This window comes from Mesorhizobium sp. M8A.F.Ca.ET.165.01.1.1 (assembly GCF_004792065.1).
Taxonomy (GTDB): domain Bacteria; phylum Pseudomonadota; class Alphaproteobacteria; order Rhizobiales; family Rhizobiaceae; genus Mesorhizobium.
In genome coordinates, this window is the sequence record NZ_SRTH01000004.1 from 139577 (window position 1) to 163015 (window position 23439).

The following is a 23439-nucleotide window of genomic DNA, read 5'->3' on the forward strand; positions in this document are numbered from 1 at the left end:
ACAGTCCGGAGAACAACGCCATGTCGGCAGCCGCCTTCACGGGTTCCGAAGTCACGGATATCGACGCCGCGAAAGTTCGCGGCGCCGGCTCCAATGTCCACTTCGACAAGGTCGTTGTCGCCTATGGCGCGCATGTCGTCCTGCATCCGCTGACCCTCGACATCGCGCCGGGCGAAATCCTGGCGATGATCGGCCCGTCCGGGTCCGGCAAGACGACCGCCTTGCGGGCCGTGGCCGGCTTCGTGCGGCCGAGAAGCGGACGTATCCGTATCGGCGCCACCGACGTGACCGATCTGCCGCCCTACGAACGCGGGCTCGGCATGGTGGTGCAGAACTACGCGCTGTTCCCGCATATGCGGGTCGAGGACAACGTCGCCTTCGGCCTGCGGGCACAAGGCGCCGACAAGGCGCTGATCGGCGAACGGGTGAAGGATGCGCTTGCCACCGTCGGCATGGCGACGTTTGCCCGGCGCTATCCACGCGAACTTTCGGGCGGCCAGCAGCAGCGCGTCGCGATTGCCCGCGCCCTTGCCGTGCGGCCACGCGTGCTCCTGCTCGACGAGCCGCTTTCAGCGCTCGACGCGCAGATCCGCCGCAACATGGTGGAGGAAATCGCTCGCCTGCACCGCAGCCTGCCCGGCCTGACCATCCTTTATGTCACGCATGACCAGACCGAGGCACTGACGCTTGCCGACAAGATCGCCATCATGCGCGATGGCAGGGTCTGTTCGCATGGGCCAACGACCGAACTCTATCGCCGCCCGCCAAACCGTTTTACCGCCGAGTTCCTCGGCCGCGCCAATCTTCTGCCGGTGACGGTTGCCGAAGCCGCCGGCCCGAAAGGCTTCGCCTCGGCAAGGCATGGTGATGCCGTGCTCACCAGTGCCGGTCGCGACGAGAAGGCCGGCGACAAGAGCCTGCTTTGCATCAGGCCGCAGCATCTGAGCCTCACGGCAGACAGCGAGCACACCAACCGCATTGTCGGCACGCTCAGGGAAGTGCACTGGCAGGGCGAACTCACCCATCTGGTGCTCGATGTCGGCGGCACGCCGGTGCGCGTCTCGGCAACGAAACTGCCTGTCGCCTTGCCCGAAACCGGCACGAAGGTGCCGCTGTTCTTCGCGCCGGCGGATACGTCACTTCTTCCGGAAGACGCCGGTGTCTGAAGCGCTCGCCATTGGTGCTCCGATGGCCAGGAAGCGAGAGCCGGGCCGGCTGTGGATCGTGCCGCCGGCTGCCCTGCTGGCGCTGCTGTTCTTCTACCCGCTGGCGCTGATTGTACGTCAGGCGTTCCTCGACGACAGCGGTGTCGCCAATGTCGCGGAGATCATCCGCGTCCTGCATTCGCGCTTCTTCCTCAACGCGCTGGTCAACACGATGACGATCTCGGTCGCAGCGACGGCCGGATGCCTGATCGTCGGCCTGGTGCTGGCCCTGATCCTCGCCTTCGTGCCATTTCCCGGCAGCGGCTTCATCGCCAGGCTGATCGACACCTTCATCGCGCTACCGACCTTCCTGGTGACGCTTGCCTTCACCTTCCTTTACGGTTCCGCCGGCATGCTCAACTCGGGGCTGATGGAGGCCTTCTCGCTGCCGTTGCCGCCTGTCGATTTCCTCTATTCGAGCTGGGGCGTCGTGCTGGCGGAAGTCACGGTGTACACGCCGTTCATCCTGCGGCCGCTGCTCGCCGCCTTTTCGCTGGTCGATCGCGGCCAGATCGAAGCGGCAAGCGTGCTTGGCGCCAGGCCGTTCCGCATTGTCCGCCAAGTCATCCTGCCGGCGGCGGTGCCCGCGCTCGTCGCTGGCGGCAGTCTCTGCCTGCTGCTCACCGTCAACGAATTTGGCATCGTGCTGTTCATCGGCGCCAAGGGCGTCATCACCCTACCGCTGCTGATCTACGGCAAGGCGATCCAGGAATCGGCGTACCAGGTCGCCTGCATCATCGCCGTGGTCAACATCGCGCTGTCGCTCGGCTTGTTCGGTCTCTACCGGTTTGCCGCCGGTCGATTGGGAGTCTAGCCATGCTGGTCTGGTCGCGCTCCGGCCGCTTGATCATCTGGGTGATCTTCGCGCTGATCTTCGGCGTGCTGTTCCTGGCGCCGCTGGCGGTCATCCTCTTGTCCAGCCTTGCCGACCAATGGAACGGCGTGCTTCCCAATGGCTTGACCACGCAGCACTATGCCGACGTCGCCAAGGGCGCGGCCTGGAACGCGGTCAAGGCCAGCCTCATCACCGGCTTCGCGGCAAGCGCATTGGCGCTGGTCAGCGGTACCTGGGCGGCCTTGTCGCTTCGCCTGCAAGGGCCGGCCTTGAAGCGGCTGCTCGGCCTTTTGTTCTTCATCCCGAGCGCGGTGCCTTCGGTGTCCGTCGGCCTTGGCCTGCTGGTTGCGTTCAGCCATCCGCCGCTGTTGCTCAACGGCACGATCGCAATCGTCATGATCGCGCATTTCGTGCTGATCTCGGCTTTCACCTTCGGCAACGTCTCGGCCGGGCTGGCACGGCTGTCGCCCGACTTCGAGCAGGTGGCGTCAAGCCTCGGCGCGAGGCCGGCCTACCGGCTCCGGCATGTCACGCTGCCTTTGCTCGCGCCCTATCTGGTCGCCGCCTTCGGTCTGAGCTTCGCGCTCTCCATGGGCGAACTGGGCGCGACCGTGATGGTCTATCCGCCGGGCTGGGTGACGCTGCCGGTGTCGATCTTCTCGCTAACCGATCGTGGCGACATCTTTGCCGGGGCCGCGCTCACCATGATCCTGGTGGCGGCGACGCTGATCCTGCTGCTTGGGCTGGAGCGCATCACCAAGCGTGCCACCGGTTCGTAGGCGCTGAAGCTCAGCTCTGCGCCGGCTGCCGTTCGACGATGTAGATATGGTCGGCCGCCAGCACCACCTCGCCGCGCTGGTTGATGACCTCGCATCGCTCGATCACGCGTCCCGACCCAGGCCGCTTCGGATCGTCCTCCTTGGCCGCGATGGTGGTGCGCGTACGGATCGTGTCGCCGATGAACACCGGCTTGATGAAGCGCAGCCGGTCATAGCCATAGGAAAAGGCGACAGGGTTGATCACGTTCGCCGTCAGCCCGATGCCGACCGAGAACACCAGCGTGCCATGCGCGATGCGCTGGCCGAACGGCGTCGTCTTCATGAATTCGGCGTCCATGTGGTGCGGGAAGAAATCGCCGGTGTGGCCGGCATGAACGATGAAGTCGGTCTCGGTGATGGTGCGGCCGCTGGTGAGGCGTGACGAGCCGATCTCGTACTCCTCGAAATAGGTGATCTGTTCCATCAGGGCCTTTCCGCGATCGGCGTCGCAGGCGCCGCGCTCGAACGATAGGCCGCTTCCACCAGCGCCATTGTGTTCCAGGCGTCGTCGACCGAGCTAATCAACTCATCGTCTTCGCCTGATGCAAAGCGCTGGACATTGGCCATGCGGCCGACGAAGGCGTCGGGAAACCATTCGCCGGCCAAAGGCACTGATATCCAATCGCTCCCGCCTTTCGGATAGATCTCCAGAATATCCGGCTCGCCCTTGGGATAGTCGAGGTTGAGGCCGAGCTTCAGATAGGCCGCACCCTCGGTGCCGCTGATGCGGAACTCGCAGGCCTGGTGCCGGCGCCCGAACTTGTGGTCGTGGTTAATCGACAGCGCGCAGCGCACCGTGTCGCCATAGTCGAGAATGGCACTGGTGCGCGTCTGCGCCACCTTATGGTTGGGGTGGCCAAGCGTCTTGGCATGCACGCCCTTGGGATCGCCGAGCAATTGCCGGATCAGGTCGAGATAGTGGATCGAGTGCATGGCGATCTCGACGCGCGGCGCCTTGAGCAGGAATTCCCACAACTGCCACGGCGTCGCCAGCGCCAGCCAGGCGTCGAAGTCGACGACCTCGCCGAGCCAACCCTTGGCGATTGCGTCCTTCAGCGCCAGCATCATCGGCGCGAAGCGCAGCTGGAAATTCACCGCCGCCTTGAGCTTCTTGGCGCGGCAGATTTCGAGGATTTCGGTTGCTTCGCCGAGATAGTTGCCCATCGGCTTCTGGATCAGTGCGAACGCACCGTCGGGCAGAGCCTTCAGGATCTCGGCATGCCGCCCCGGTGGCGTTGCCAGATCGAAGATCGCGTCCTTCACTGCAGCGGCTTCTTCCGCCGAACGGAACGCCGTCACACCCCATGTGTCGGCCAGGACCCGCGCCTTGGCCTGGTCCGGATCATAGAGGCCGGCGATCTGAAATCCCGCCTTCCGGTAGGCGGGAAAATGCGCATCGCCGACGATGGAGCCGGCGCCGAAGGTGACGATCGGCCGGGACTTTGAGGGTTTGGGCCAGGACTGGACGAGCGAGGCAGGGTCGAAACCGCCCTCAGTCCCTTCAGTCATGGTGAAAAACCTCGTCCATCTCGGCCCACCACTCGCCCTCCTTGCGTGTCGCCAGCGGCTCCTGGCAAGGTATGCAGACCGCCCACCACTCCTGCGTCCTGGGATCAGCGGCCATCTTGGCCATGTCGGCGGCATAATCGGTGCCATGGTATTCGAAATTGGAAAACAGCAGGTTCTCCGGCCTTTTCAGGTAGATCGAGTAGTTCTTGATGTTGCAGGCCGAAATCATTGTCAGCACGCCAGGCCAGACGGCGGCGTGCAGGCGGACATATTCCTCGACCTTTTCCGGTTTTAACCCCAGTACAAATCCCATCCGCTGCATATCAGCTTCCTTATGCCGTGATCGCCTTGGTGAATTCGGCGATGCTCATGCTCTTCACCGCGTCCCAGTCCCAATCGATGCCGATACCCGGTTCGTCGGGCGCCAGCGCGTGCCCATCCTCGATGCGCATGTGCCTGCCGGTCAACTGGTCGAGTTGCGGAATGTACTCGACATACCTGCCGTTCTGAACAGCGCAGGTCAGGCTGACATGCAATTCCATAAGAAAATGCGGGCAGACCGGAATGTCGAAGGCCTCCGCCGCATGGGCGATCTTGAGCCAGGGCGTGATGCCGCCGATGCGGCCGACATCAACCTGCACGATCGAGCAGGCGCCCTTCTGCATGTATTCGCGAAAGTGGCGCATGGAATAGAGCGACTCGCCGATGGCGATCGGCGTCGGCGTCGAGTTCGACAACCTGATATGCCCGTCGATATCGTCGGCAGGCAATGGCTCCTCGATCCAGGCAAGATCGAGTTCGCGCAACCTTGCCGCACGCCGGATCGCCTCGTCGACCGAAAATCCCTGATTGGCGTCGGTCATGATCTCATAGCCGTCGCCCACCGCCTTGCGCACCGCCGACAGGCGCGCAAGATCCTCGGACCCATGCGGCCTGCCGATCTTTACCTTCGAGCCGCGAAATCCCTTGGCCTTGGCAGCGAGCGCATCATCGACCAGCGCCTGCGTTTCGATGTGCAGCCAGCCGCCCTCGGTCGTGTAGAGCGGGCAGCGGTCCTTGGCGCCACCGGCCAGTTTCCACAGCGGCAGGTTCTGCTTCTTCGCCCTGAGATCCCAGAGCGCCGTGTCGATCGCCGCGATGGCGATGGCGGTGATGGCGCCGATCGTGGTCGCATGCGTGGCGAATTCGAGATCGTGCCAGATCGCCTCGATCATGTCAGGGTCGCGGCCGATCAGGCGCGGCGCCAGATGGTCGCACAAGAGCCGCATCACCGAGGAACCGCCAGTGCCGATCGTGTAGCTGTAGCCGGTGCCGACCGCGCCGTCGGAATCGGTGATCGTCACGATTGGCGTTTCCTGGCTGACGAAACTTTGGATAGCGTCGGTGCGCTTGACCTTGGGCACAAGGTCCACCATCCGCAACTCTATCTTTTCGATCTTGGCCATGTCCGTCATCTCCGCAAAGTCTTGCCGGTGTCGGCGGCAAACAGATGCGCCTGTGACAGGTCGAGGCTCATCGCCACTTGTTCGCCCGGCTTCAGCGGTCGCGGGTTCAACATGCGCGAGACCCAGTCGCTGCCGTTGAACTCGACGAACACCAGCGTCTCGTTGCCGAGCGGTTCGGTGACGGTGATCGGCAGTTCGATCTGATGCACGTCGGCGGCACCACCGGAGCTGATGCCATGGCCGGTCGGATAGATGTCGTCGGGCCGCAGCCCGAACACGACCTTGTCGCCGGTGGCGACGTTGGCCTTGAACTGGGCGGGCAAAGGCAGCTTTTCGCCGCTGGCGAAAACCAGTCGGCCATTGTCGGCCGTCGCCTCGTGCAGGTTCATCGGCGGCGAGCCGATGAAGCCGGCGACGAAGCGTGTCGCCGGCCGCCGGAATACTTCGTCGGGCGTGCCGACCTGTTCGATGTGGCCGTCGCGCATGATGACGATGCGGTCGGCAAGCGTCATCGCCTCGACCTGGTCGTGGGTGACGTAGATCACCGTCGATTGCACCTTGGCGTGCAGCTTCTTGATCTCGGTGCGCATCTGCGTGCGCAGTTTGGCGTCGAGGTTGGAGAGCGGCTCGTCGAACAGGAAGACATCGGGATCGCGCACGATGGCGCGGCCCATCGCGACGCGCTGCCGTTGCCCGCCGGAGAGTTGCGACGGGCGGCGGTCGAGCAGTGTGTCGAGGCCGAGGATGGCCGAAGCCTCGGCAACGCGGCGGTCCATGTCTTCCTTGGCGGCCCCGGCGATCTTGAGTGAAAAGCCTAGATTCTCGCGCACCGTCATATGCGGGTAGAGCGCGTAGGACTGGAACACCATGGAGATGTTGCGCGAGCGCGGCGGCAAATCGTTGACGACGCGCCCGCCGATCTCGATCGAGCCGGCGCTGATCTCTTCCAGCCCGGCGATCATGCGCAGCGTCGTCGACTTGCCGCAGCCGGACGGGCCGACCAGCGCGATGAATTCGCGGTCGGTAATATCGAGATCGATGCCATGCACGATCCCGATATTGCCGTAGCGCTTGGTCAGTTTTTTGAGGGAAACCGTTGCCATGGGGTCAGCCTTTCACCGCGCCGGAGGTCAGGCCGCCGACAAGGTGTTTCTGGACAATGTAAGTGAGGGTGAGCGCCGGAATGATCATCACCACGGCGAGCGCGCACATGCCACGCCAGTCGATGGTGAACTCGGCCGTGTAGTCGAGCAGGCCGACCGGCAGCGTCTTGGCGCTGACCGAGCGGGTCAGTTGCGAGGCCAATGCGAACTCGTTCCAGCAGGTCAGGAAGGCAAAGATTGCCGCCGACGCAATGCCCGGGCCGGCAAGCGGAAACTCGACTTGCCAGAAGGCCTGCCAGCGCGTGCAGCCGTCGATTTGCGCCGCTTCCGCAAGGTCCTTCGGCACCTGGCGGAAGAAGCCGTCGATCAGCCAGATGGTGAAAGGCACGTTGAGCGCGACATAGGCGAGGATCAGGCCGAAATGCGTGTCGATGATGCCGAGCCGCACATAGAGGAAGAACAGCGGCAGCGACAGCGCGATGCCCGGCACCGTGCGCGTCAGCATCAGTCCGAGGAAAACGCCGGATTTGCCGCGGAAGCGGTAACGCGCGAAGGCATAGCCGCCGGCCATGCCGATGGCGACCGCGATCACCGTCGAGGTCACGGAGATGATCAGCGAGTTGCGGAAATATTCGATGACCGGGATGCCGCCCTTGCCGATGCCTGAGAACATCGCGACATAGGCGTCGAACGAGATATCCTGCGGGATCCACACCGGCGGCTTGGCCATGATCTCGACCGTCGGCCGCAGCGACGACAGCACGATCCAGAGGCCGGGCAGGCAGATGGTCAGCATCGCCAGGAACAGGCCGACGCGATAGACGATACCAAAGAGCCGGCGCTTCAGGCGGGCGGAAGAATTCTCGTCCATTTTCACCACTCCGCCCTTCACCACTCAGCGCCGATCTGCGTGCGCGCCGCGGCGAGCTTGTTGAAGAAATAGACGGTGAAGGCGATCGACAGCAGGATCGAGAAATAGGCCATGGCGTTGGCCATGCCCATGCGTCCGTCGCTGTAGGCGGTGCGGGCCACCAAAGTCCACAACAGCTCGGTGCGCCCCGCCGGCCCGCCATCGGTCATGATCTTGACGATGTCATAGGCGCGCGCGACGTCGAGCGAGCGGATGGTCATGGCGATGTAGGCGAATGGCATGACGAAAGGCCACGTCACATAGCGGAATGTCTGCCACGGCGTGCAGCCATCGACGCGCGCCGCCTCGATCGGCTCCTTGGGCATGGCGAGCAGCCCGGCGAGGATCAGGATGGCGAAGATCGCCGTCGAGGACCAGATCTCGGCAATCGAGATGGCGATGAAGGCGAGATGGCCTTCGATCAGCCAGGGGATGGCATCCCTGGTGATGCCAAGCGACTGCAGGGCGTTGTTCACCAGGCCGATATTGTCGTTGAACATGAACTTGAACTGGAAGCCGACGAGGATCGGCGAGAACATCATCGGAAACATCATCAGAGTGCGCAGGATGCGCTGCCCGCGCGTCGCCTTCTCGACCAGCATCGCCAGGCCGAGGCCAAGCAGCATTTCGAGATTGAGCGCGATCGTCAGCAGCAGAACCGTGCGCCCGAACGCCCACCAGAAATCGGTGTTGCCTAGGATCGAAAGATAGTTGCGGAAACCGACGAAGACGAAAAACGTCTCGGGCTTGGTCAGCCGGAACGGCGTGAAGCTGGAATAGAGCGAGAGCAGCAACGGCACCACGACGACCGCCGCCAGCACGATGATAGCCGGAAGCAGCAGCAGGAATGGCGCGGATGGCTTGAAGCCCTTCATCGGGGTCCTTTGGTGTCTGGCATGCAATGTTGGGCCGAGGCCCGACCCGGTGAACAGCACCGGCAAGACGCGATCGCCTCCCCCATTCACGATGGGAGAGGCGGCCTTTGGAGCATTGGTTAGAGTTTGCCGGCGTCCTGCAGGATCTGCGTCGCCTTGGCGGCGGCTTCATCCAGTGCCTGCTTGGAGGTCTTGTCGCCGAGGATCGCGGCCTGCAGCTCGGGATAGACGGCGTTCGAAATCTCGATCCACTCGGGCGTCTGCGGCACGGCAAAGGCGTGCTTGGCTTCTTCCTGGAAAGCCGACAGAACCTCCTTCTTGTAGGGATCGTTGGCCGCCTGCTGCAGGTCCCAGTCCCAGACCGCGCTGCGGGTCGGCAGCGGGCCGGCGGCGGCCTCGAACTTCTGGCTGTCCTCGTTGGTCAGCCACCACACCAGCGATGCGGCAGCCTCCTTGTTCGGGCAGTTCTCGGTCACCGAGAATCCATGGAAGCCCGACCAGCCGGTGCGTACTCCGGCGGAGCCTTTCGGTGCGACCTTGACGCCGACATTGCCGGCGACCTTCGACGACTTCGGATCGTTGAAGAAGCCTGCCCAGCCCGGCCAGTCCAAATTGATGGCGACGGTGCCGGAGGCAAAGCCCTGGCCGAGATCGTCCCAGAGATAGTTGGTGGTGCCGGCCGGAACGGCCTTGGCCTTGTAGAGGTTGACGAACCAGTCGAGTGCCCGGATGCCAGCCTCGGAATTGAAGACGGGCTTGCCGTCCTTGTCGAGATATTCGCCGCCCTCGGCGACAACCATCTCGTAGAAGCGGCCGTTGATCGCCTCTTCCTTGCCGGCGAATTGCGTGCCGTAGAAATTGGGCGGATTGGCGAAGAACTCGGCCTGGTCGGTGACTTCCTTCCAGGTGTCCGGCGGCACCAGGTCATAGCCGTATTTCGCCTTGAACTTGGTCTTGTTGTCGGCGTTCTCGTACAGGCTCTTCTGGTAGTAGAGAGCCGAAACGTCGAACTGCGCGCGCGGCAGCATCTCCAGCTTGCCGTCGATGGTTGCCGCCTTGATGGTCGAGGGTACGAAGGCGTCGATCTCCGACTTCGGCAGCAGTTTGCTGAGGTCGGTGTAGAGGCCCGTATATTGCGGCGCGAACGAGGAATGGTTCCAGCCGACGCACCAATTGGTGCTGCCCGAGGCGATGTCGGACTTCAATTCCTTGTCGATGTCGAAGCCGTTCTTCTTGGTCAGGATGTTGATCTTGGCGCCCGTCGCCTTCTCCCATTCGGGTATGCGCTCGTAGAGCTTTTCATATTGCTGGCCGCCGATCAGCTTCACGTCGACGGTCACGCCCTCGAACTTGCCGGGCAGGTCGCCGGCAAGGGCTGCGCCTGCGCCTGACGCAAGCACCAATGCGCCGGCGCACACGCCGGAAAGCAGTCTGTTCATCGATATCCTCCCTGGGTGCGCCTCGATGGCGCCCGCAACTCGTCACGTGACAAAAGATGCTACATTCATATACAAACAAAACATTCATACGTACGTCAAGGCGAAATTTGTTTCCGCCGGCTGCGTTCCTGCGTATATGAAGAGCTGAATTCACTGGAGGGATGGGCCATGGACGACAGCGAAGACGAGCGCTACCGTGCGCCGGCGCTCGACAAGGGGCTCGACATTCTTGAACTGCTGGCGGGCGTCGACGGCGGCCTGACGCAGGCCGAAATCGCCAAGAAGCTCGACCGCAGCCCCAATGAATTCTACCGCATGCTGGACCGGCTGGTGCGGCGCGGCTACGTCACGCGGCTCGATGGCGACCGCTATTCGCTGACACTGAAGCTGTTTGGCCTGGCCCAGTTGCACGCGCCGGTGCGGCGGTTGGTTTCCTATGCGACGCCGCTGATGCGCGAGCTTGCCGAGACCTCGCAACAGGCCAACCAACTCGTTGTTTTTGATCGCGGTTCCGCCGTGGTGATCGGCCAGCAGGAAGCGCCGAATTACTGGGGCATCTCGATCCGCGTCGGTTCCCACATCAGCCTGTTCGACACCGGTTCAGGCCACGTCCTGCTCGCCTTCCGTTCGCCGGAAGAGCGGCAGATGATGATCTCGGAGCACGTCCGCAGCACCGACAAGACGGCGCAGCCGGCCGAGTTCTTCGCCCGTCTCGACCAGATCCGCGACCGCGGCTACGAGATGATGGCTTCCATGCAGACGGCAGGCGTCTTCAACCTCTCGGCCCCGGTGCGCGGTTCCGACGGCAAGGCCATCGCGGCGCTATCCATCCCCTACATCACGGTGGTCAATGCGCCGTCCGCGCCCGATATCACACGGACCATCGAGCTGTTGCTGGCAACCTGCGAAAAGCTGTCGCATCTGGCCGGGTCGGCTGTCGGCTCAGCGGCGTGAATTCTTATTTGAATGAAGAATTCCTCCGTGAGATGATCTGAAAAAAGCTATCGGAGGAGCCTCGCCATGATCATCGACACCCATCTGCATCTCATCGATCGCTCGGCCCTGCGCTATCCCTGGCTTGCCGGCGTGCCGGCGCTGAACCGCGATTTCTCCTATGAGGAATATGCGGTGGAGGCCCAGCGTGTCGGTGTCGGGCGCGTGCTGCATATGGAGGTCGATGTCGATCCGGCCGACATAGAGGCGGAAACCGCCCGTGTCGAAGGCCTGTCGCGGCAGTCCGGCAGCATGTTGGCCGGGGTGATCGCATCCTGCCGACCGGAAGAGGGTGACTTTCCTGCCTATCTCGAACGCCAGCGTGCGAACCCCTTCGTCAAGGGTTTCCGCCGCGTCCTTCACGTCGTGCCGGATGAGCTTTCGGAAGGGGCATTGTTCCGCGACAACATCAAGCGGCTTGGCGGCACCGGCCTGACCTTCGACCTCGTCGTGCTGCCGCACCAGATCCCCAGGGCGATCGCGCTCGCCGATCTGGCTCCCGATGTCCAGTTCGTGCTCGATCATTGCGGCGTCCCCGACATCAAGGGCAACGCCGAGCATCCCTGGCGCGAACATATGAGCGAGATCGCGCGGCGTCCGAACGTCATGGCCAAGATTTCAGGCGTGGTCGCCTATGCCGATCCCGGCAGTTGGACCGTCGAGACGCTGCGGCCTTATGTCGAACACACGATCGGTGCGTTTGGCTGGGACCGTGTCGTCTGGGGCAGCGACTGGCCGGTCTGCACGCTTGGCGGGGGTCTGTCGACCTGGGTGGCGGCGACCCATGCGCTGCTTTCGGGCTGCGGCATTTCGGAGCGCGACGGGCTGCTGTCGGGCAATGCCCGCAGGCTATGGCGGTTGAAGTAACGATGCAGTTCAGGTCCCTCAGGTGGGCGCCTGGGTACTGGCCCGGAACAGGCTGATGAGATCGGCGACGACCTGGCCGGCCGGATGGCCGGAGGTCAGCCCGGAATTGATGCGGTCGGACGCCGCCTGCTGGAACGCCATGTAGCCGTCATGGCGCGGCCGCACCCAGGCGCCCTCCAGCGTTGCGCGCGTGTCCCGATAGAAGCTGCCGGTCGCTTCATTGACAGCCTGGTCCTCCCAGGCAGCCGCGTGGCCCGGCTGGCCGCCGGCGGCGGCATAGATGCCGCGCTGGACATCGCAGCTGGCGACCCAATAGGCGAAATCGATCGCCGCCGCTTTTGTCTTCGAGAAAGCTGAAACGGCTATGCCCGTGCCGCCGAGTGCCGAGCCGATCGGACCATCGGAACCAATGACCGGGATGTCGGCAAAGGCCAGCCTGTTCGCGCGAAAACCCGACGCCGCATAAGAGACATAGCCGTAGATCAGCGGTGCGCAGACAATGCGAGAGACGGCCTCCGCCATGCGCTCCGAAACGGCGATCGGGTCCATGTCGAAACAGGCCGGGTCGAGCAGCGCCGCGATCTCGCGCATCCTCTCGAAGACTTCGCTGCCTGTCTCGATAGCGATGAGATCGTGGGACGGGTCGGTCCCGCAAGGACGTCCCAGATTGCCGGCCAGCGTGTAGAAGGTCATCAGGCAATGCGGTGGCCGCAGCGGCAGCAGCACACGGCCCTGCCGGGCGAGATCGAGCACCTCGCCCCACGTCGCTGCCGGCGCATCGAGCGCATCCGGCCGCCAGGCCTGCGCCTGCGCCGCCGCGTCGATCGGAAACGCCCATTGCCGGCCTTGCCAGCTGTAGCTCGGATAGGACTGGCCGACGCTGCCCGAGGCGAGCGCCGCGCGCTCGGCCTCGCGGCCGGCGACATCGAGCGGTTCAAGGCAGCGCTCCGCCGTGATCTGGCCGACATGCGGATGGTCGATGACGATCAAATCATAGGCCCGCGCCAATTCCTCGACCGGGAAAGATTCGAAATCCTGCAGCGAGCGCTTGTCCCATTCGACGGCAACGCCGGTTTTCTGCTCCCACCGGGATGAACACGCGACCATCGGATCGTAGCCGCGGGGGTGGCTCCAGGTCATGCCCTTGAGTTTATGCACGCTCACAGATCGAACTCCGCGCGGATTTTCGCACTGTGTTCGCCGATGCGCGGCGCCGCGCGGTCGACCTTGGCTCTGATCCCATCGACCCTGAGCGGCGAACTGGTGGTGAGGATGGAAACATCATCCTCGCGCGTCACCGTCTGCAGCATGTCGAGCGACTGGAAGCCTTCGCTTGCCAGCATCTCGGGCCAGGTCAGCACCTTGGCGCACCAGATGTCGGCTGGTTCGAGGATATCAAGCCATTCGTCGATGGTCTTGGTGGCAATTCTCCGCGCGATGATTGCCTTGATGTCGTCGCGCGCGGTGAACCACGATGCTGGTCTGTCGCGATAGGGGGCCAGTTCTCCGAGCGACAAAAGGTCGGCCAGCTTGGGGATCGGCGTCATGGCGATGGCGAGGTAGCCATCCTTGGCCGGATAGACGCCGTAAGGCGCCGACAGATAGGCATGCGCGCTGCGGAAACTTGAGCGTCTGGGCAGGCGGCGGCCGTCATTGAGATGCGTGGTCAGCACCTCGAACTGGAAGTCGACCAGCGCTTCCAACAAGCTGGTTTCGATATGGCTTCCCTGGCCGGTGATGCCGCGCCGAACCAACGCGGCCAATATGCCTTGCGCGCAGGCCGCGCCCGCCAGCATGTCGCCAATGGCGAGGCCGAACGGCACCGGCCCCTGGTCCTCGTCGCCGTTCAGCCACATCACGCCGGAGCGCGACTGCGCCAGCAGGTCCTGGCCGGGCCGCTTGACCCAGGGACCTTCCTCGCCATAGCCGCTGATCGAGGCATAGACCAGGCGCGGATTGATCTGGCGGACGGCCTCGTAGTCGAGGCCGAGGCGTTCGATGACACCCGGCCGGAAATTCTGAATCAGCACATCGGCCTTGGCCAGCAGCCCGCGCAATGCCTTGAGGTCCGCCTCGTTCTTCAAATCGATGGCCAGGCTTTCCTTGGCCCGGTTGATGGCATGGAAGATGGTGGAATCGCCGCCGATCTCGGTGTCGCTGAGATAGAGCCGGCGCGACAGGTCGCCCCCGTCAGGACGTTCGATCTTGATGACGCGGGCGCCGAGATCGAGCAGCCTGAGCGAGCAGTACGGCCCGGACAGGAACTGGCTCATGTCGACGACGACGAGGCCGGCAAGCGGCAATTCGGCTGCTGCCGGCATCTTCATTTCTCCGTCTTGCCGACGAAATCGGCAGGGTTGCGGTATTTCACCGTCTGCAAATGCTCGCAATACAAAACGAGTTCGCCTTCACCCTTGAAGACCTCGTAGCTGGCGCGGATCAGCCCCATCTCCTTGTAGCGGGGCTTTTTGTCGAGGTTGGAGCGGATCGAATAAATCGTGTCACCAATGAAGACGGGCTTTATGAAGCGCAGCTTGTCGTAGCCATAGGAGAAGGCGTTGACACAGTTGGTGGCGACCAGCCCGAGGCCCGCGGAGAAGACGAACGCGCCGGCAATCAGCCGTTTGCCGAAAATGCCCTCGCTCTCGGCAAACATCTGGTCCTGCACATAGGGGTGGATGTCGAGGACCAGCGTGTTGAAGAGGTGGCTGTCGCTCTCGGCCATGGTGCGGCGCAACGAGCGGATTTTCTGGCCGACCGGCCAGTCCTCGTAGAACCAGTTCTCGGCGTTCCACACCGGCAGGGCGGCATGATCGGCAGGCATGTTCGCAGGGTGCGTCGAGGCAACGCCGACGGTTGGCGCGAAATCGTTCATGGCGCAATCCACCGGTCTCGCGAGAACGCCCGGTCTATCATTCGAGCACGCATCAAGGCGCCTGACTGCACGACGTCTCCTCCCGTCAATCTTCTTTTGTAAATACTATTTTCACATATGGGGTTGCGTTGCAAGCGAGGACAGGCGAAATTTTGACCGGTTTTGGCGCGCGGCAGCGCGGGCAGGCAGGAGGAAATCATGCGCGGTGTCTGGAATGCCTGTCTGGTGTTTGTCGGCAGTCTGAACCGCGAGGCGCCGTATTTTCAGGGCGCCCGCGGTGTTGGTCTTGGTGTTTACAGTTTTGATGAAAGGACGCTGGCTGTTCAAAAGCTGGCTGAGACCAACGACATCGACAACCCGACCTTCCTGTCCGTCACCCCCGATGGTTCGCGCCTCTATGCCAACTCGGAAGTGTCTACCTGGCGGGAGGGAACTGTCTCCGCCTACAGCTTCGATCGGGCCTCGAACAGGCTGAGCTATCTGAACAAGCAGCCCGCCCTTGGCAGCATCACCGCCCACAACAGCATTACCCGTGACGGGACGAAACTCCTGGTTGCCAACGATGGCGCCGGGGAGGGTGGCCCGGATCGGGCGGTGGCGATCTATGCTTTTGACAAGGACGGTGCGCTGTCCGCGCCGCTGGCCAGCGTGTCGCACAAGGGCACCGGAACGAATGCGGCGCGGCAGGAGCGGTCGCATGCGCACAGCGTCAACGAAACCATTGCCGGTGGAACGGCAATCGTCGCCGACCTCGGCATCGACCGGCTGGTCTCCTACCGGATCGGTCAGGACGGGAGTCTGGTGAAGCTCGCCGAATCCGCACTGCCAGCGGGTGCCGGTCCGCGTCACATCGCCCTGCACCCGAACGGCCGCTTCGTCTTTGTCATGAACGAGTTGGATTCGACGATTGTCTCGATGGCACTCGACAATGCGACCGGCAGGTTGTCGATCATCGACATCAAGCCGGCGGTGCCGGACGAGGCGCGTGAGACCAACCACTGCGCCGATATCCAGATCTCGCCGGATGGCCGTTTTGTCTATGGCGGCAACCGCGGCCACGACAGCATCGTCATCATGGCGGTCGATCAGGAGACCGGCGGCTTGCGCCTTGTCGGCTATGTTCCTTGCGGGGGTGCCACGCCACGCAACCTTGCGCTGACACCGTCGGGCGGTCATCTGTTCTCGGCCAACCAGAACGCCGACCGCATCTCGATCTTTGCCCGCGATGCCAGCACCGGCATGCTGACCGACACCGGACGCGCCATCGAGATCGGCACGCCGATGTGCGTCAAGATCGTGGGTTGATCGCCAGCAGGCTCGCCGGACTCAAGCCTCTTGTATTGCCGAGAGCTTCCAGGTCGAGCCATTCTGGCGCGTGAACGTCCACAACTCTGTCGCCTCTGTCGGATGATCCTCGTCACCGTCGACGACCTTGCCGCTCGCCCGTTCGCGCGTCACGTCGCGAGACTCGTAGCGCAATGCGGCCGTGGCGTAGTCGCGGTCATCCTCGCGCCAGCTTTCCGCGATGTCGGCCTGCAGCAGGGTGACATCGGACACTTCGTTTCTGAGACCTTTCTGGGCATTGTCGGCCAGTTCTTCCGACAGATAGGACACCATCTCGGGCGTCACCGACCGGCGCAATGCGGCATGGTCTTCGCGGCCGAATGCTTCCTGGACCTCGGTCAACAACTGCTGGAAGGCGTCGAGGTCCGTCTGGGCCAGCGTGATCTCCTCGGATCCGGTGGCCTCATGGCCTCCGCCCGAACCGCCGCCAAAGCCGGGAATCGTGAAGGAACCCCCGGTTCCGGTCTCCTTCTGTGCCGTTGCGCGGTTCTCGAACCGCGAAGCCTGGGCATTGCCCATGCCGGCGAGCGCCGGCGCGGGACCACGCGCAGATTGCGACCGGGAGAACCGGATGGCCAGCATGATGGCGCCACCGATGAGCAGGGCCTGGAGCAGGAATCCGAACATGCCGGCGAGGCCGCCGAAGCCCTGGCCCACGAGCAGTCCGATCAGGCCGCCGAGCAGCAGGCCGCGCATCATCGTTCCGCCGAAGCCGCTCATGAAGCCGGGCCTCTGCGGGCCGGCCTGCGGCTGCCGGGCAGCATTGTTGACCCCGGTGTTGGGTGTCATCGAACGCTCGACCGGCGCGGTCGGCGCCGGCGCGGTCCTGGTCGGCGGTGCCGACTGGAAGGTGCGCGTGCCGCGACTGCCGAAGCTGCCGCCGCGCCGCGCCTCGGCATGATCGATCGCGACCATGGAGAAGGCGAGGAACAGTCCAGCGAAGAGGGCGGCAAATCGGCTTGTGCGGGAAGTCATCGGGGTGACCTTTATCGATGTGGTTTCGGAAATTTCAGCAAAACGTCGGCCGGGTGGCGGGCGTCATGCGATCAGTCGAACAACTCTTCGAAGAACGACTTCTTCCGCTTCGGATAGCGTTGGCCATGCGAGCGGGAATAGTCGTCATCGCGGTCCCGGCCATGGTGCGGCTGGGAGAATGCTGCCGGCTTTGGCTCCGGCGCGGGCGGCGCATCCCTGCCGGAGCGCTCGATGATCTTGTCGAGTTCGCCACGATCGAGCCAGACGCCGCGGCACTGCGGACAATAGTCGATCTCGATCCCCTGGCGTTCGCTCATTACGAGCGCGACGCGGCAGGAGGGGCAAACCATACCAAGCAGAGATGATGTCATCAGGGGCTCCGAACCAATGAAGGAATGAGCCCGCTCGACCGAAAAGAATGGAAAGGGGCCCGTTATAGCGGTCCGACATCACGGTCGCCGAAAAGCGACAGTCAGAGGGGCCCGGCCCGCATTCGGGATTTAGGAATGCGGGGCGGCGCCTTCAAGGGGTAATATTGCCGGTGAGAATGATTGCTGCTCAAACCGTCATGACGATCTTGCCGAACTGCTCGTTCGATTCGAGATAGCAATGCGCCTCGACGATCTGGTCGAAGGGAAACGTTCTGTCGATGATCGGCCTCAGCGTGCCGTCCTCAAGCCCTTGGAGGATGAACGCCTTGGCACCCTCCAACTTCTCCGGATTTCCGGTGATCTCGTGGACGAGATAACCGTGCAACGTCAGTGTCTTTCCTAGCACCGCAGGCAACGGGAACGGCGTCGGCTCGCGGCTGAGGCCACCGTATTCGATCAAAATGCCGCCCGACGACATGGACGCGGTCAACGGCTCGAAGATCGGCCCGGCGATCGGATCGAACACGACGCGTACGCCTTGCGGCCCGGCGATCTGGCCCAGTCTTTCCGCCAGTTCCTCTTCCTCGAGCACCACCACATACGCTGCGCCGGCGTCGAGAAGTGCTTGCCTCTTCGCTGACGTCCGCGTCACCGCGATCGCTGTCGCACCAACCCTGTTGGCAATCTGGATCGCGGCGAGCCCGACGCTGCTGGAGGCGGCGGTGATGACGACGAAGTCTTGTCGACACAGCCCAGCGATATCGATCAACGCACCATAGGCGGTGAGGTACGGCATCCAGATCGCCGCCGCCGTCCCCCAGTCGAGGGACGGCGGGTGTTTGACGATAAGCCCGGCGGGAAAGGTGACAAGCTCGCCATAAGCCGGCCAGCGAACCATCGATTGCGGCGGGATGACACTGACGGCATCGCCGGGGCTCAGCCCGGTCACGCCTTCGCCAATTGTCTCGATGACGCCTGCCGCTTCCAGCCCAAGCCCGGAGGGCAGCACGGGTGTCTCGATATAGCTGCCCGCGCGCAGCAGCGCCTCGGCGCGGTTGAGGCCGAGTGCCTTGACGCGGATTTGAACCTCATCCTGGCCCGGCCGGGGAAGATCGACCTCCTCGATGCGCAGGACCTCGGGACCACCATGCTGGTGGAAGCGGACGATACGGGTCATTTTGCTCACTCCAAATTATCTGAACCGAATGAGCTATGAGGCGAAGCCCGTTGGCGATAAATGGCTGTTTGGATTGTGCAGTAGAAACCAGGAGTTTCGAAAATGGATAGGCTTGAAAGCATGGCCGTGTTCGTCAGGGCCGTTGATCTCGGCTCGTTCGCGGCGGCGGCCACCGTGCTCGATCTATCCGGACCGATGGTCGGCAAGCATGTCCGGTTTCTTGAGGACAGGCTTGGCGTGCGTCTCATCAACCGGACCACGCGCCGCCAGAGCCTGACCGATTTCGGCCGCGCCTATTATGAGCGGTGCCGGCTGGTGCTGGCCGAGGCCGAAGCCGCCGATGCGCTTGCTGCTGATCAGCTCTCGGAACCGCGGGGAAAATTGCGCGTCACCATGCCGGCGCATTTCGGCCGCCACTGCGTAACCCCTCTATTGCTGCAATTGGCGCGGCGGTATCCGATGCTGGAGCTCGACCTGTCGCTGAGCGACCGCTTCGCCGATCTCGCCGAGGATGGCTACGACCTCGCCATTCGGACCGGTGAACTGGACGACAAGGCCGGCGTGATTGCGCGCCGCGTTGCACGCCAGGACATGGTCGTCTGTGCCGCGCCTTCCTATCTGGAAATTCATGGCGAACCACGGCGGATCGAGGACCTCGCCGGTCATCAGGCGATTGTCTACCGCCGGCTCGGCATGATCGCTCAGCCCTGGCTGTTTCCGCGCGAGGGACAAGCCGCGCTCGAACTCATGCCAAACGGCCGGCTGCGGCTCGACGATCTCGATGCCATCGCCGATGCCGCCGTCGGCGGCATGGGCCTCGCGTGGCTGCCTCATTGGCTGGTTCGCGAACGAATCCAGGCCGGCGCGCTGGTGGCACTATTGCCGGACCAGCCGCGCTATCCCTACGACTGTCATGCGCTCTGGCTGCAGACGCCGCATCTGCCGCTCAAGGTCCGGCTGGCCGTCGACGCATTGGCGGCCGGCTTGCCGAAAATGATGGCGTGATCGCCAGCAGACGACTAGCCCTCTTTGAGGCGTCGCGTTCCGGTGCCATATGAAGATGGCTGGCGGAATGCGCGCATCGCAGGAGAGACGGTTGATGACCAAGGGTTCGGATCTGTTCGTGGCTGCCCTCGAGAATGAAGGGGTCGATCGGATTTTCGGCATTCCGGGCGAAGAGAATCTCGACATCGTCGAGTCCATCCGCGGCTCGTCGATCCAGCTCATCCTGACCCGCCACGAGCAGGCGGCCGCTTTCATGGCCGCCACCTATGGCAGGCTCACCGGCAAGCCGGGTGTGTGCATCACCACGCTTGGCCCCGGCGCGCTCAACCTGACGACCGGTGCGGCCTATGCGCTGCTCGGCGCCATGCCGATGATCATGCTCACCGGCCAGAAGGGCATCCTGTCGTCGCGGCAGGCGCGCTTCCAGATCGTCGACATCGTCGCGGCGATGAAGCCGCTGACCAAGCTGTCGCGCCAGATCGTCTCGCCCAGGATGATCCCTTCGCTGGTGCGCGAAGCTTTCCGCGTCGCGCAGGAGGAGCGCCCCGGCCCCGTGCATCTGGAGCTGCCGGAAGACATCGCGGCGGCGCAGTGCGAGCCGGTCGCGCTGGTGCCGACACACCCGGTCGACCTCCCCATAGCCAGCGCGGACGGGCTCGATCGCGCCGCCCGCATGATCATCGAGGCCAAGCGTCCGCTGCTGATGTTCGGCGCGGCGGCGTCGCGCCCGCGCGTCACCCCTGACATCGCCCAATTCGTGCTGCGCACGCAGATCCCCTACTTCACCACTCAGATGGGCAAGGGCACCGTGCCCGGCGGCACCGAACTCTACATGGGAACGGCGGCACTCTCGGAACGCGACTATGTGCACGAAGCCATCGAGCAGGCCGATCTGATCATCACCATCGGCCACGACACGGTCGAGAAACCGCCCTTCATCATGGGCGCCAACGGACCGAAGGTCATCCATGTCGGCTACCACTCAGCCGACGTCGAGCAGGTCTATTTTCCGCAGGCCGAGATCGTCGGCGACCTCGGTCCGTCGCTGGCGCTGCTGGCGGACCGCGTCGAAGGCAAGATCCACAACGCGCAAGCTCTGCTGCCGCTGCGCGAAGGCATTCTGAGCCGCATCGCCGCGCGCGCCACCGAAGACCGCTTCACGCCACAGCGCATCGTGCACGACGTGCGCGCCGTGATGCCGGCCGAGGGGATCCTCGCGCTCGACAACGGCATGTACAAGATCTGGTTCGCGCGCAACTACCGCACGCGCATGGCAAACACGCTGCTGCTCGACAATGCGCTCGCCACCATGGGCGCTGGCCTGCCGTCGGCGATGATGGCGGCTTTGCTCTACCCCCAGCGCCGTGTCATGGCCATTTGCGGCGACGGCGGCTTCATGATGAACAGCCAGGAATTGGAGACCGCCGTCAGGCTCAAGCTCAACCTCGTCGTCCTGCTGCTCGAAGACCATGCTTATGGCATGATCCGCTGGAAGCAGGCGGTCGACGAGTTCCCGGATTTCGGCATGACCTTCGGCAATCCCGACTTCGTCAAATACGCCGAGGCCTATGGCGCCAAGGGGACCAGGGTTGGCGCGATAGCCGACCTGCAACCGACGCTGGAACAGGCCTTCACCGGTGGTGGGGTCCACCTCGTCGTCGTGCCGATCGACTATTCCGAAAACACCAGGGTGCTTGTCGACGAATTGCGCGAGCGCCTGCCGGCGCCGAAGGCGAGCTGACGGCAGCGGCACCACCGCCGTCAGACCGGGTGTGGCCTACAGGTTGCAGTAAGGCGTTACCGGCGCGATGGTGCCGAAATCCTTGGCGATCTCGTAGCCGATGCCGTCCGCCGCCGCCTTGCCGACATAGGAATGGCAAAGCGTGTGGTTGTTCGAGGCATCGACGCGGATCTTGCCTTGCGGTGCGTCGAACTCGATCGTCGGCAGCGCCTTCAGCACATCGTCGTCCTTCAGCGAGCCCGCTTTCTCGGCGGCCAGAGCGTAGAGATGCAGGCCGTTGTAGCCGGCTTCGCCGATGCCGTTGACCATTTTCTCCTGGCCGAACTTTTCGCGGAAGCTCGCGATGAACTTCTTGTTGACCGGATTGTCGAGCGCCATCCAGTAGGGCTGCGGCGCGTAGGTGCCGGCGGCGACACCGGGCGGCAGCGCGTCCTTGTTGAAGACCTCGTCGAGCGGCGCGATCAGCGGCTGCTTGATGTCGAAGCTGCGGTACTGCTTGAGCTGGGTGACGGCGTCGTTGCCGACCACCATCGACCAGACGACATCGGGCTTCAGAGACTTGATCTTCTGGAACGCCGGGCCGAAATCGGTGGTACCGAACGGATAGTAGTCGGCGCCGATGATCTTGCCGCCGGCCTTTTCGTAAGCCAAGGTGATCGCCTCGGTCATCTTCTGCGGCCAGGCATAGTCGGAGGCCATGATGTAAATCGTCTTGCCGAGGTTGTCGGCCACCCATGGCATCATCGGGTCGACCTGCTGCATCGGGATCGGGCCGGTGGCGACGAAGTAGCGGTTGCATTCGCCACCTTCGAAATTGGTCGGGTAGAAGAACAGCTTCTTGGCTTTCGCGGTCACCGACAGCGTGGCGCTGCGCTCGGGCGAGATGATCGTGCCCATGATCACGTCGACCTTGTCCTCGTTGAGAAGCTTGCGCGCCTTGTCGATCGACCCCTTCGTCGTGGTCTGGTTGTCTTCGATGAAGAGCTCGACCTGGCGGCCGCCGATGCCGTTGGCGGCGTTGAGCTCTGCGGCGGCGAGCTTGTAGCAATTGAGCAGCGTCTCGCCGAGGATCGCCTGCAGCCCGGTGATCGGGATCGACAGTCCGACCTTGACCGTATCGGCGGCACGCAGGATCGACGGCGCGCCGACCATGGCGAAGGCGGCCGCGGCGCCGCCGGATTTCAGGATAGTTCTTCTGCTTATCATTGTAGTGTTCCCTTCCAATCCCAGGCGCGCCCCATGCACGCCTTACAAAGCCAGGAGATCCTTCAGCAGGGTCTCGTCGGCGAATGCTTCGGGCGTGCCCTCGTGCACGATCCTGCCCTTCTCCATCACCAGGCAGCGGTCCGCCGCCTTGAGAACGAGATCGAGATTCTGCTCGACCAGAACGATCGCGATGCCGCGCTCGCGGGCGATGCGCGGCACAAGCTCGGCGATCGACTGCACGATGTTGGGCTGAATGCCTTCCGAGGGCTCGTCGAGCAGCAGCACCGACGGCAGGCCGCACAGCGCCCGCCCGATCGCCAGCATCTGCTGCTGACCGCCCGAGAGCGTGCCGGCAACCTGCGTCTCGCGCTCGCGCAGGATGGGAAAATAGCCAAAAATGTCCGTTGGAATGTCGCCGTCGCCGCGGTCCTGGGCGGCACGGGTGCCGACCTCCAGGTTCTGCCGCACGGTCAGCTGGTTGAAGATGCCGCGGCCCTGCGGCACATGCGCGATGCCTGCCCGCGCTCGGCGGAAGGCGGGAGCATTGGTGAGATCCTGGTCGCCGAGAACCACAGCACCGCCGCTCGCCTTCAAGGCGCCGGCGATGACGCGCAGCAGCGTCGTCTTGCCGGCGCCGTTGCGGCCAAGCAGGCCGACGACTTCGCCGGATGCCACGCCGATATCGATGCCGTTCAGCACTGGGAGCAGGCCATAGCCGGCCGAGACGGCGAGTGTCCGCAGCATGG

Annotated in this window: 24 protein-coding genes; 8 read left to right on the plus strand and 16 right to left on the minus strand. The window is 63.7% G+C overall.

The annotated features are described in order from the left end of the window. Positions 1 to 20: 20 nt before the first annotated feature. From EN808_RS13945 to EN808_RS13955, 3 genes are read left to right on the plus strand one after another with little or no spacing between them, the layout of a single operon-like run. The gene (locus tag EN808_RS13945) at positions 21 to 1166 is read left to right on the plus strand and encodes an ATP-binding cassette domain-containing protein (protein WP_135916094.1); all 1146 of its coding nucleotides are present in this window, start codon (positions 21 to 23) and stop codon (positions 1164 to 1166) included. Beyond that, a complete protein-coding gene (locus EN808_RS13950; protein WP_135916095.1) occupies positions 1159 to 2019 on the plus strand; it encodes a 2-aminoethylphosphonate ABC transporter permease subunit in 861 nt (286 codons plus the stop codon). The genes EN808_RS13945 and EN808_RS13950 overlap by 8 nt, the downstream gene beginning before the upstream one ends. A gap of 2 nt (positions 2020 to 2021) precedes the next feature. Further along, the gene (locus EN808_RS13955) at positions 2022 to 2819 is read left to right on the plus strand and encodes an ABC transporter permease subunit (protein ID WP_135916096.1); all 798 of its coding nucleotides are present in this window, start codon (positions 2022 to 2024) and stop codon (positions 2817 to 2819) included. Positions 2820 to 2829: 10 nt separating this feature from the next. On the opposite strand, the gene EN808_RS13960 is transcribed toward EN808_RS13955, so the two are convergent. The 8 genes from EN808_RS13960 to EN808_RS13995 form a co-directional block, all read right to left on the minus strand. After that, positions 2830 to 3285 carry a MaoC/PaaZ C-terminal domain-containing protein gene (locus EN808_RS13960; protein WP_189524124.1) on the minus strand — a complete coding sequence of 152 codons (456 nt, stop codon included), beginning with the start codon at positions 3283 to 3285 and terminating at the stop codon, positions 2830 to 2832. Further along, entirely contained in the window at positions 3282 to 4367 is a 1086-nt protein-coding gene (locus tag EN808_RS13965) for a Gfo/Idh/MocA family oxidoreductase (protein ID WP_127870522.1), read from the minus strand. The genes EN808_RS13960 and EN808_RS13965 overlap by 4 nt, the downstream gene beginning before the upstream one ends. After that, positions 4360 to 4689, minus strand: coding sequence for an L-rhamnose mutarotase (locus tag EN808_RS13970; RefSeq protein WP_135916098.1), 330 nt, complete (start codon positions 4687 to 4689; stop codon positions 4360 to 4362). Before EN808_RS13970 ends, EN808_RS13965 begins: the two co-directional genes overlap by 8 nt. Before the next feature lie 10 nt (positions 4690 to 4699). Further along, a complete protein-coding gene (locus EN808_RS13975; protein ID WP_135916099.1) occupies positions 4700 to 5812 on the minus strand; it encodes a mandelate racemase/muconate lactonizing enzyme family protein in 1113 nt (370 codons plus the stop codon). Positions 5813 to 5817: 5 nt separating this feature from the next. Beyond that, positions 5818 to 6915, minus strand: coding sequence for a sn-glycerol-3-phosphate ABC transporter ATP-binding protein UgpC (gene ugpC, locus EN808_RS13980; protein WP_135916100.1), 1098 nt, complete (start codon positions 6913 to 6915; stop codon positions 5818 to 5820). Positions 6916 to 6919: 4 nt separating this feature from the next. Beyond that, positions 6920 to 7786, minus strand: a complete 867-nt coding sequence (locus EN808_RS13985) for a carbohydrate ABC transporter permease (protein ID WP_127279176.1) — start codon at positions 7784 to 7786, stop codon at positions 6920 to 6922. Positions 7787 to 7803: 17 nt separating this feature from the next. Beyond that, a complete protein-coding gene (locus EN808_RS13990; RefSeq protein WP_127870525.1) occupies positions 7804 to 8700 on the minus strand; it encodes a sugar ABC transporter permease in 897 nt (298 codons plus the stop codon). Positions 8701 to 8819: 119 nt separating this feature from the next. After that, positions 8820 to 10139: a sugar ABC transporter substrate-binding protein gene (locus tag EN808_RS13995; protein ID WP_135916101.1), complete on the minus strand. Its 1320-nt coding sequence runs from the start codon at positions 10137 to 10139 to the stop codon at positions 8820 to 8822. A 168-nt stretch (positions 10140 to 10307) separates the two neighbouring features. Between EN808_RS13995 and EN808_RS14000 the strand changes: the two genes are divergently transcribed. Both EN808_RS14000 and EN808_RS14005 read left to right on the plus strand, forming a co-directional pair. Then, positions 10308 to 11093, plus strand: a complete 786-nt coding sequence (locus EN808_RS14000) for an IclR family transcriptional regulator (protein WP_127870527.1) — start codon at positions 10308 to 10310, stop codon at positions 11091 to 11093. Positions 11094 to 11159: 66 nt separating this feature from the next. After that, complete coding sequence (locus tag EN808_RS14005) at positions 11160 to 11999, plus strand: amidohydrolase (RefSeq protein ID WP_127870528.1); 840 nt, start codon at positions 11160 to 11162, stop codon at positions 11997 to 11999. Positions 12000 to 12017: 18 nt separating this feature from the next. Here EN808_RS14005 and EN808_RS14010 read toward each other — a convergent pair whose 3' ends face one another. The 3 genes from EN808_RS14010 to EN808_RS14020 are packed head-to-tail and all read right to left on the minus strand — an operon-like array spanning position 12018 to position 14874. Then, positions 12018 to 13163, minus strand: a complete 1146-nt coding sequence (locus tag EN808_RS14010) for an extracellular solute-binding protein (protein ID WP_135916103.1) — start codon at positions 13161 to 13163, stop codon at positions 12018 to 12020. Continuing rightward, a complete protein-coding gene (locus tag EN808_RS14015) occupies positions 13160 to 14320 on the minus strand; it encodes a CaiB/BaiF CoA-transferase family protein (protein WP_127278598.1) in 1161 nt (386 codons plus the stop codon). The genes EN808_RS14010 and EN808_RS14015 overlap by 4 nt, the downstream gene beginning before the upstream one ends. Positions 14321 to 14322: 2 nt before the next feature. Further along, entirely contained in the window at positions 14323 to 14874 is a 552-nt protein-coding gene (locus EN808_RS14020; RefSeq protein ID WP_135916104.1) for a MaoC family dehydratase, read from the minus strand. A 198-nt stretch (positions 14875 to 15072) separates the two neighbouring features. Between EN808_RS14020 and EN808_RS14025 the strand changes: the two genes are divergently transcribed. Beyond that, the gene (locus EN808_RS14025; protein ID WP_135916105.1) at positions 15073 to 16179 is read left to right on the plus strand and encodes a lactonase family protein; all 1107 of its coding nucleotides are present in this window, start codon (positions 15073 to 15075) and stop codon (positions 16177 to 16179) included. 21 nt (positions 16180 to 16200) lie between these two features. On the opposite strand, the gene EN808_RS14030 is transcribed toward EN808_RS14025, so the two are convergent. From EN808_RS14030 to EN808_RS14040, 3 genes are all read right to left on the minus strand, one after another. After that, on the minus strand, positions 16201 to 17193 hold the full coding sequence (locus tag EN808_RS14030; RefSeq protein WP_135916106.1) for a Tim44 domain-containing protein: 993 nt from the start codon (positions 17191 to 17193) through the stop codon (positions 16201 to 16203). A 71-nt stretch (positions 17194 to 17264) separates the two neighbouring features. Then, entirely contained in the window at positions 17265 to 17564 is a 300-nt protein-coding gene (locus EN808_RS14035; RefSeq protein WP_189524115.1) for a zf-TFIIB domain-containing protein, read from the minus strand. Positions 17565 to 17751: 187 nt separating this feature from the next. After that, positions 17752 to 18741, minus strand: a complete 990-nt coding sequence (locus EN808_RS14040; RefSeq protein ID WP_135916108.1) for a zinc-dependent alcohol dehydrogenase family protein — start codon at positions 18739 to 18741, stop codon at positions 17752 to 17754. A gap of 102 nt (positions 18742 to 18843) precedes the next feature. Between EN808_RS14040 and EN808_RS14045 the strand changes: the two genes are divergently transcribed. Next, positions 18844 to 19746 (plus strand): LysR family transcriptional regulator, encoded by a 903-nt coding sequence (locus EN808_RS14045; protein ID WP_135916109.1) that lies wholly within the window; start codon positions 18844 to 18846, stop codon positions 19744 to 19746. A 94-nt stretch (positions 19747 to 19840) separates the two neighbouring features. Next, complete coding sequence (locus EN808_RS14050; RefSeq protein ID WP_135916110.1) at positions 19841 to 21487, plus strand: acetolactate synthase large subunit; 1647 nt, start codon at positions 19841 to 19843, stop codon at positions 21485 to 21487. Positions 21488 to 21523: 36 nt separating this feature from the next. On the opposite strand, the gene EN808_RS14055 is transcribed toward EN808_RS14050, so the two are convergent. Together EN808_RS14055 and EN808_RS14060 are read right to left on the minus strand one after the other, a co-directional pair. Then, positions 21524 to 22693, minus strand: a complete 1170-nt coding sequence (locus EN808_RS14055; protein ID WP_135916111.1) for a substrate-binding protein — start codon at positions 22691 to 22693, stop codon at positions 21524 to 21526. A gap of 42 nt (positions 22694 to 22735) precedes the next feature. Next, positions 22736 to 23437: an ABC transporter ATP-binding protein gene (locus EN808_RS14060; RefSeq protein WP_135916112.1), complete on the minus strand. Its 702-nt coding sequence runs from the start codon at positions 23435 to 23437 to the stop codon at positions 22736 to 22738. Between the last annotated feature and the right edge of the window lie 2 nt (positions 23438 to 23439).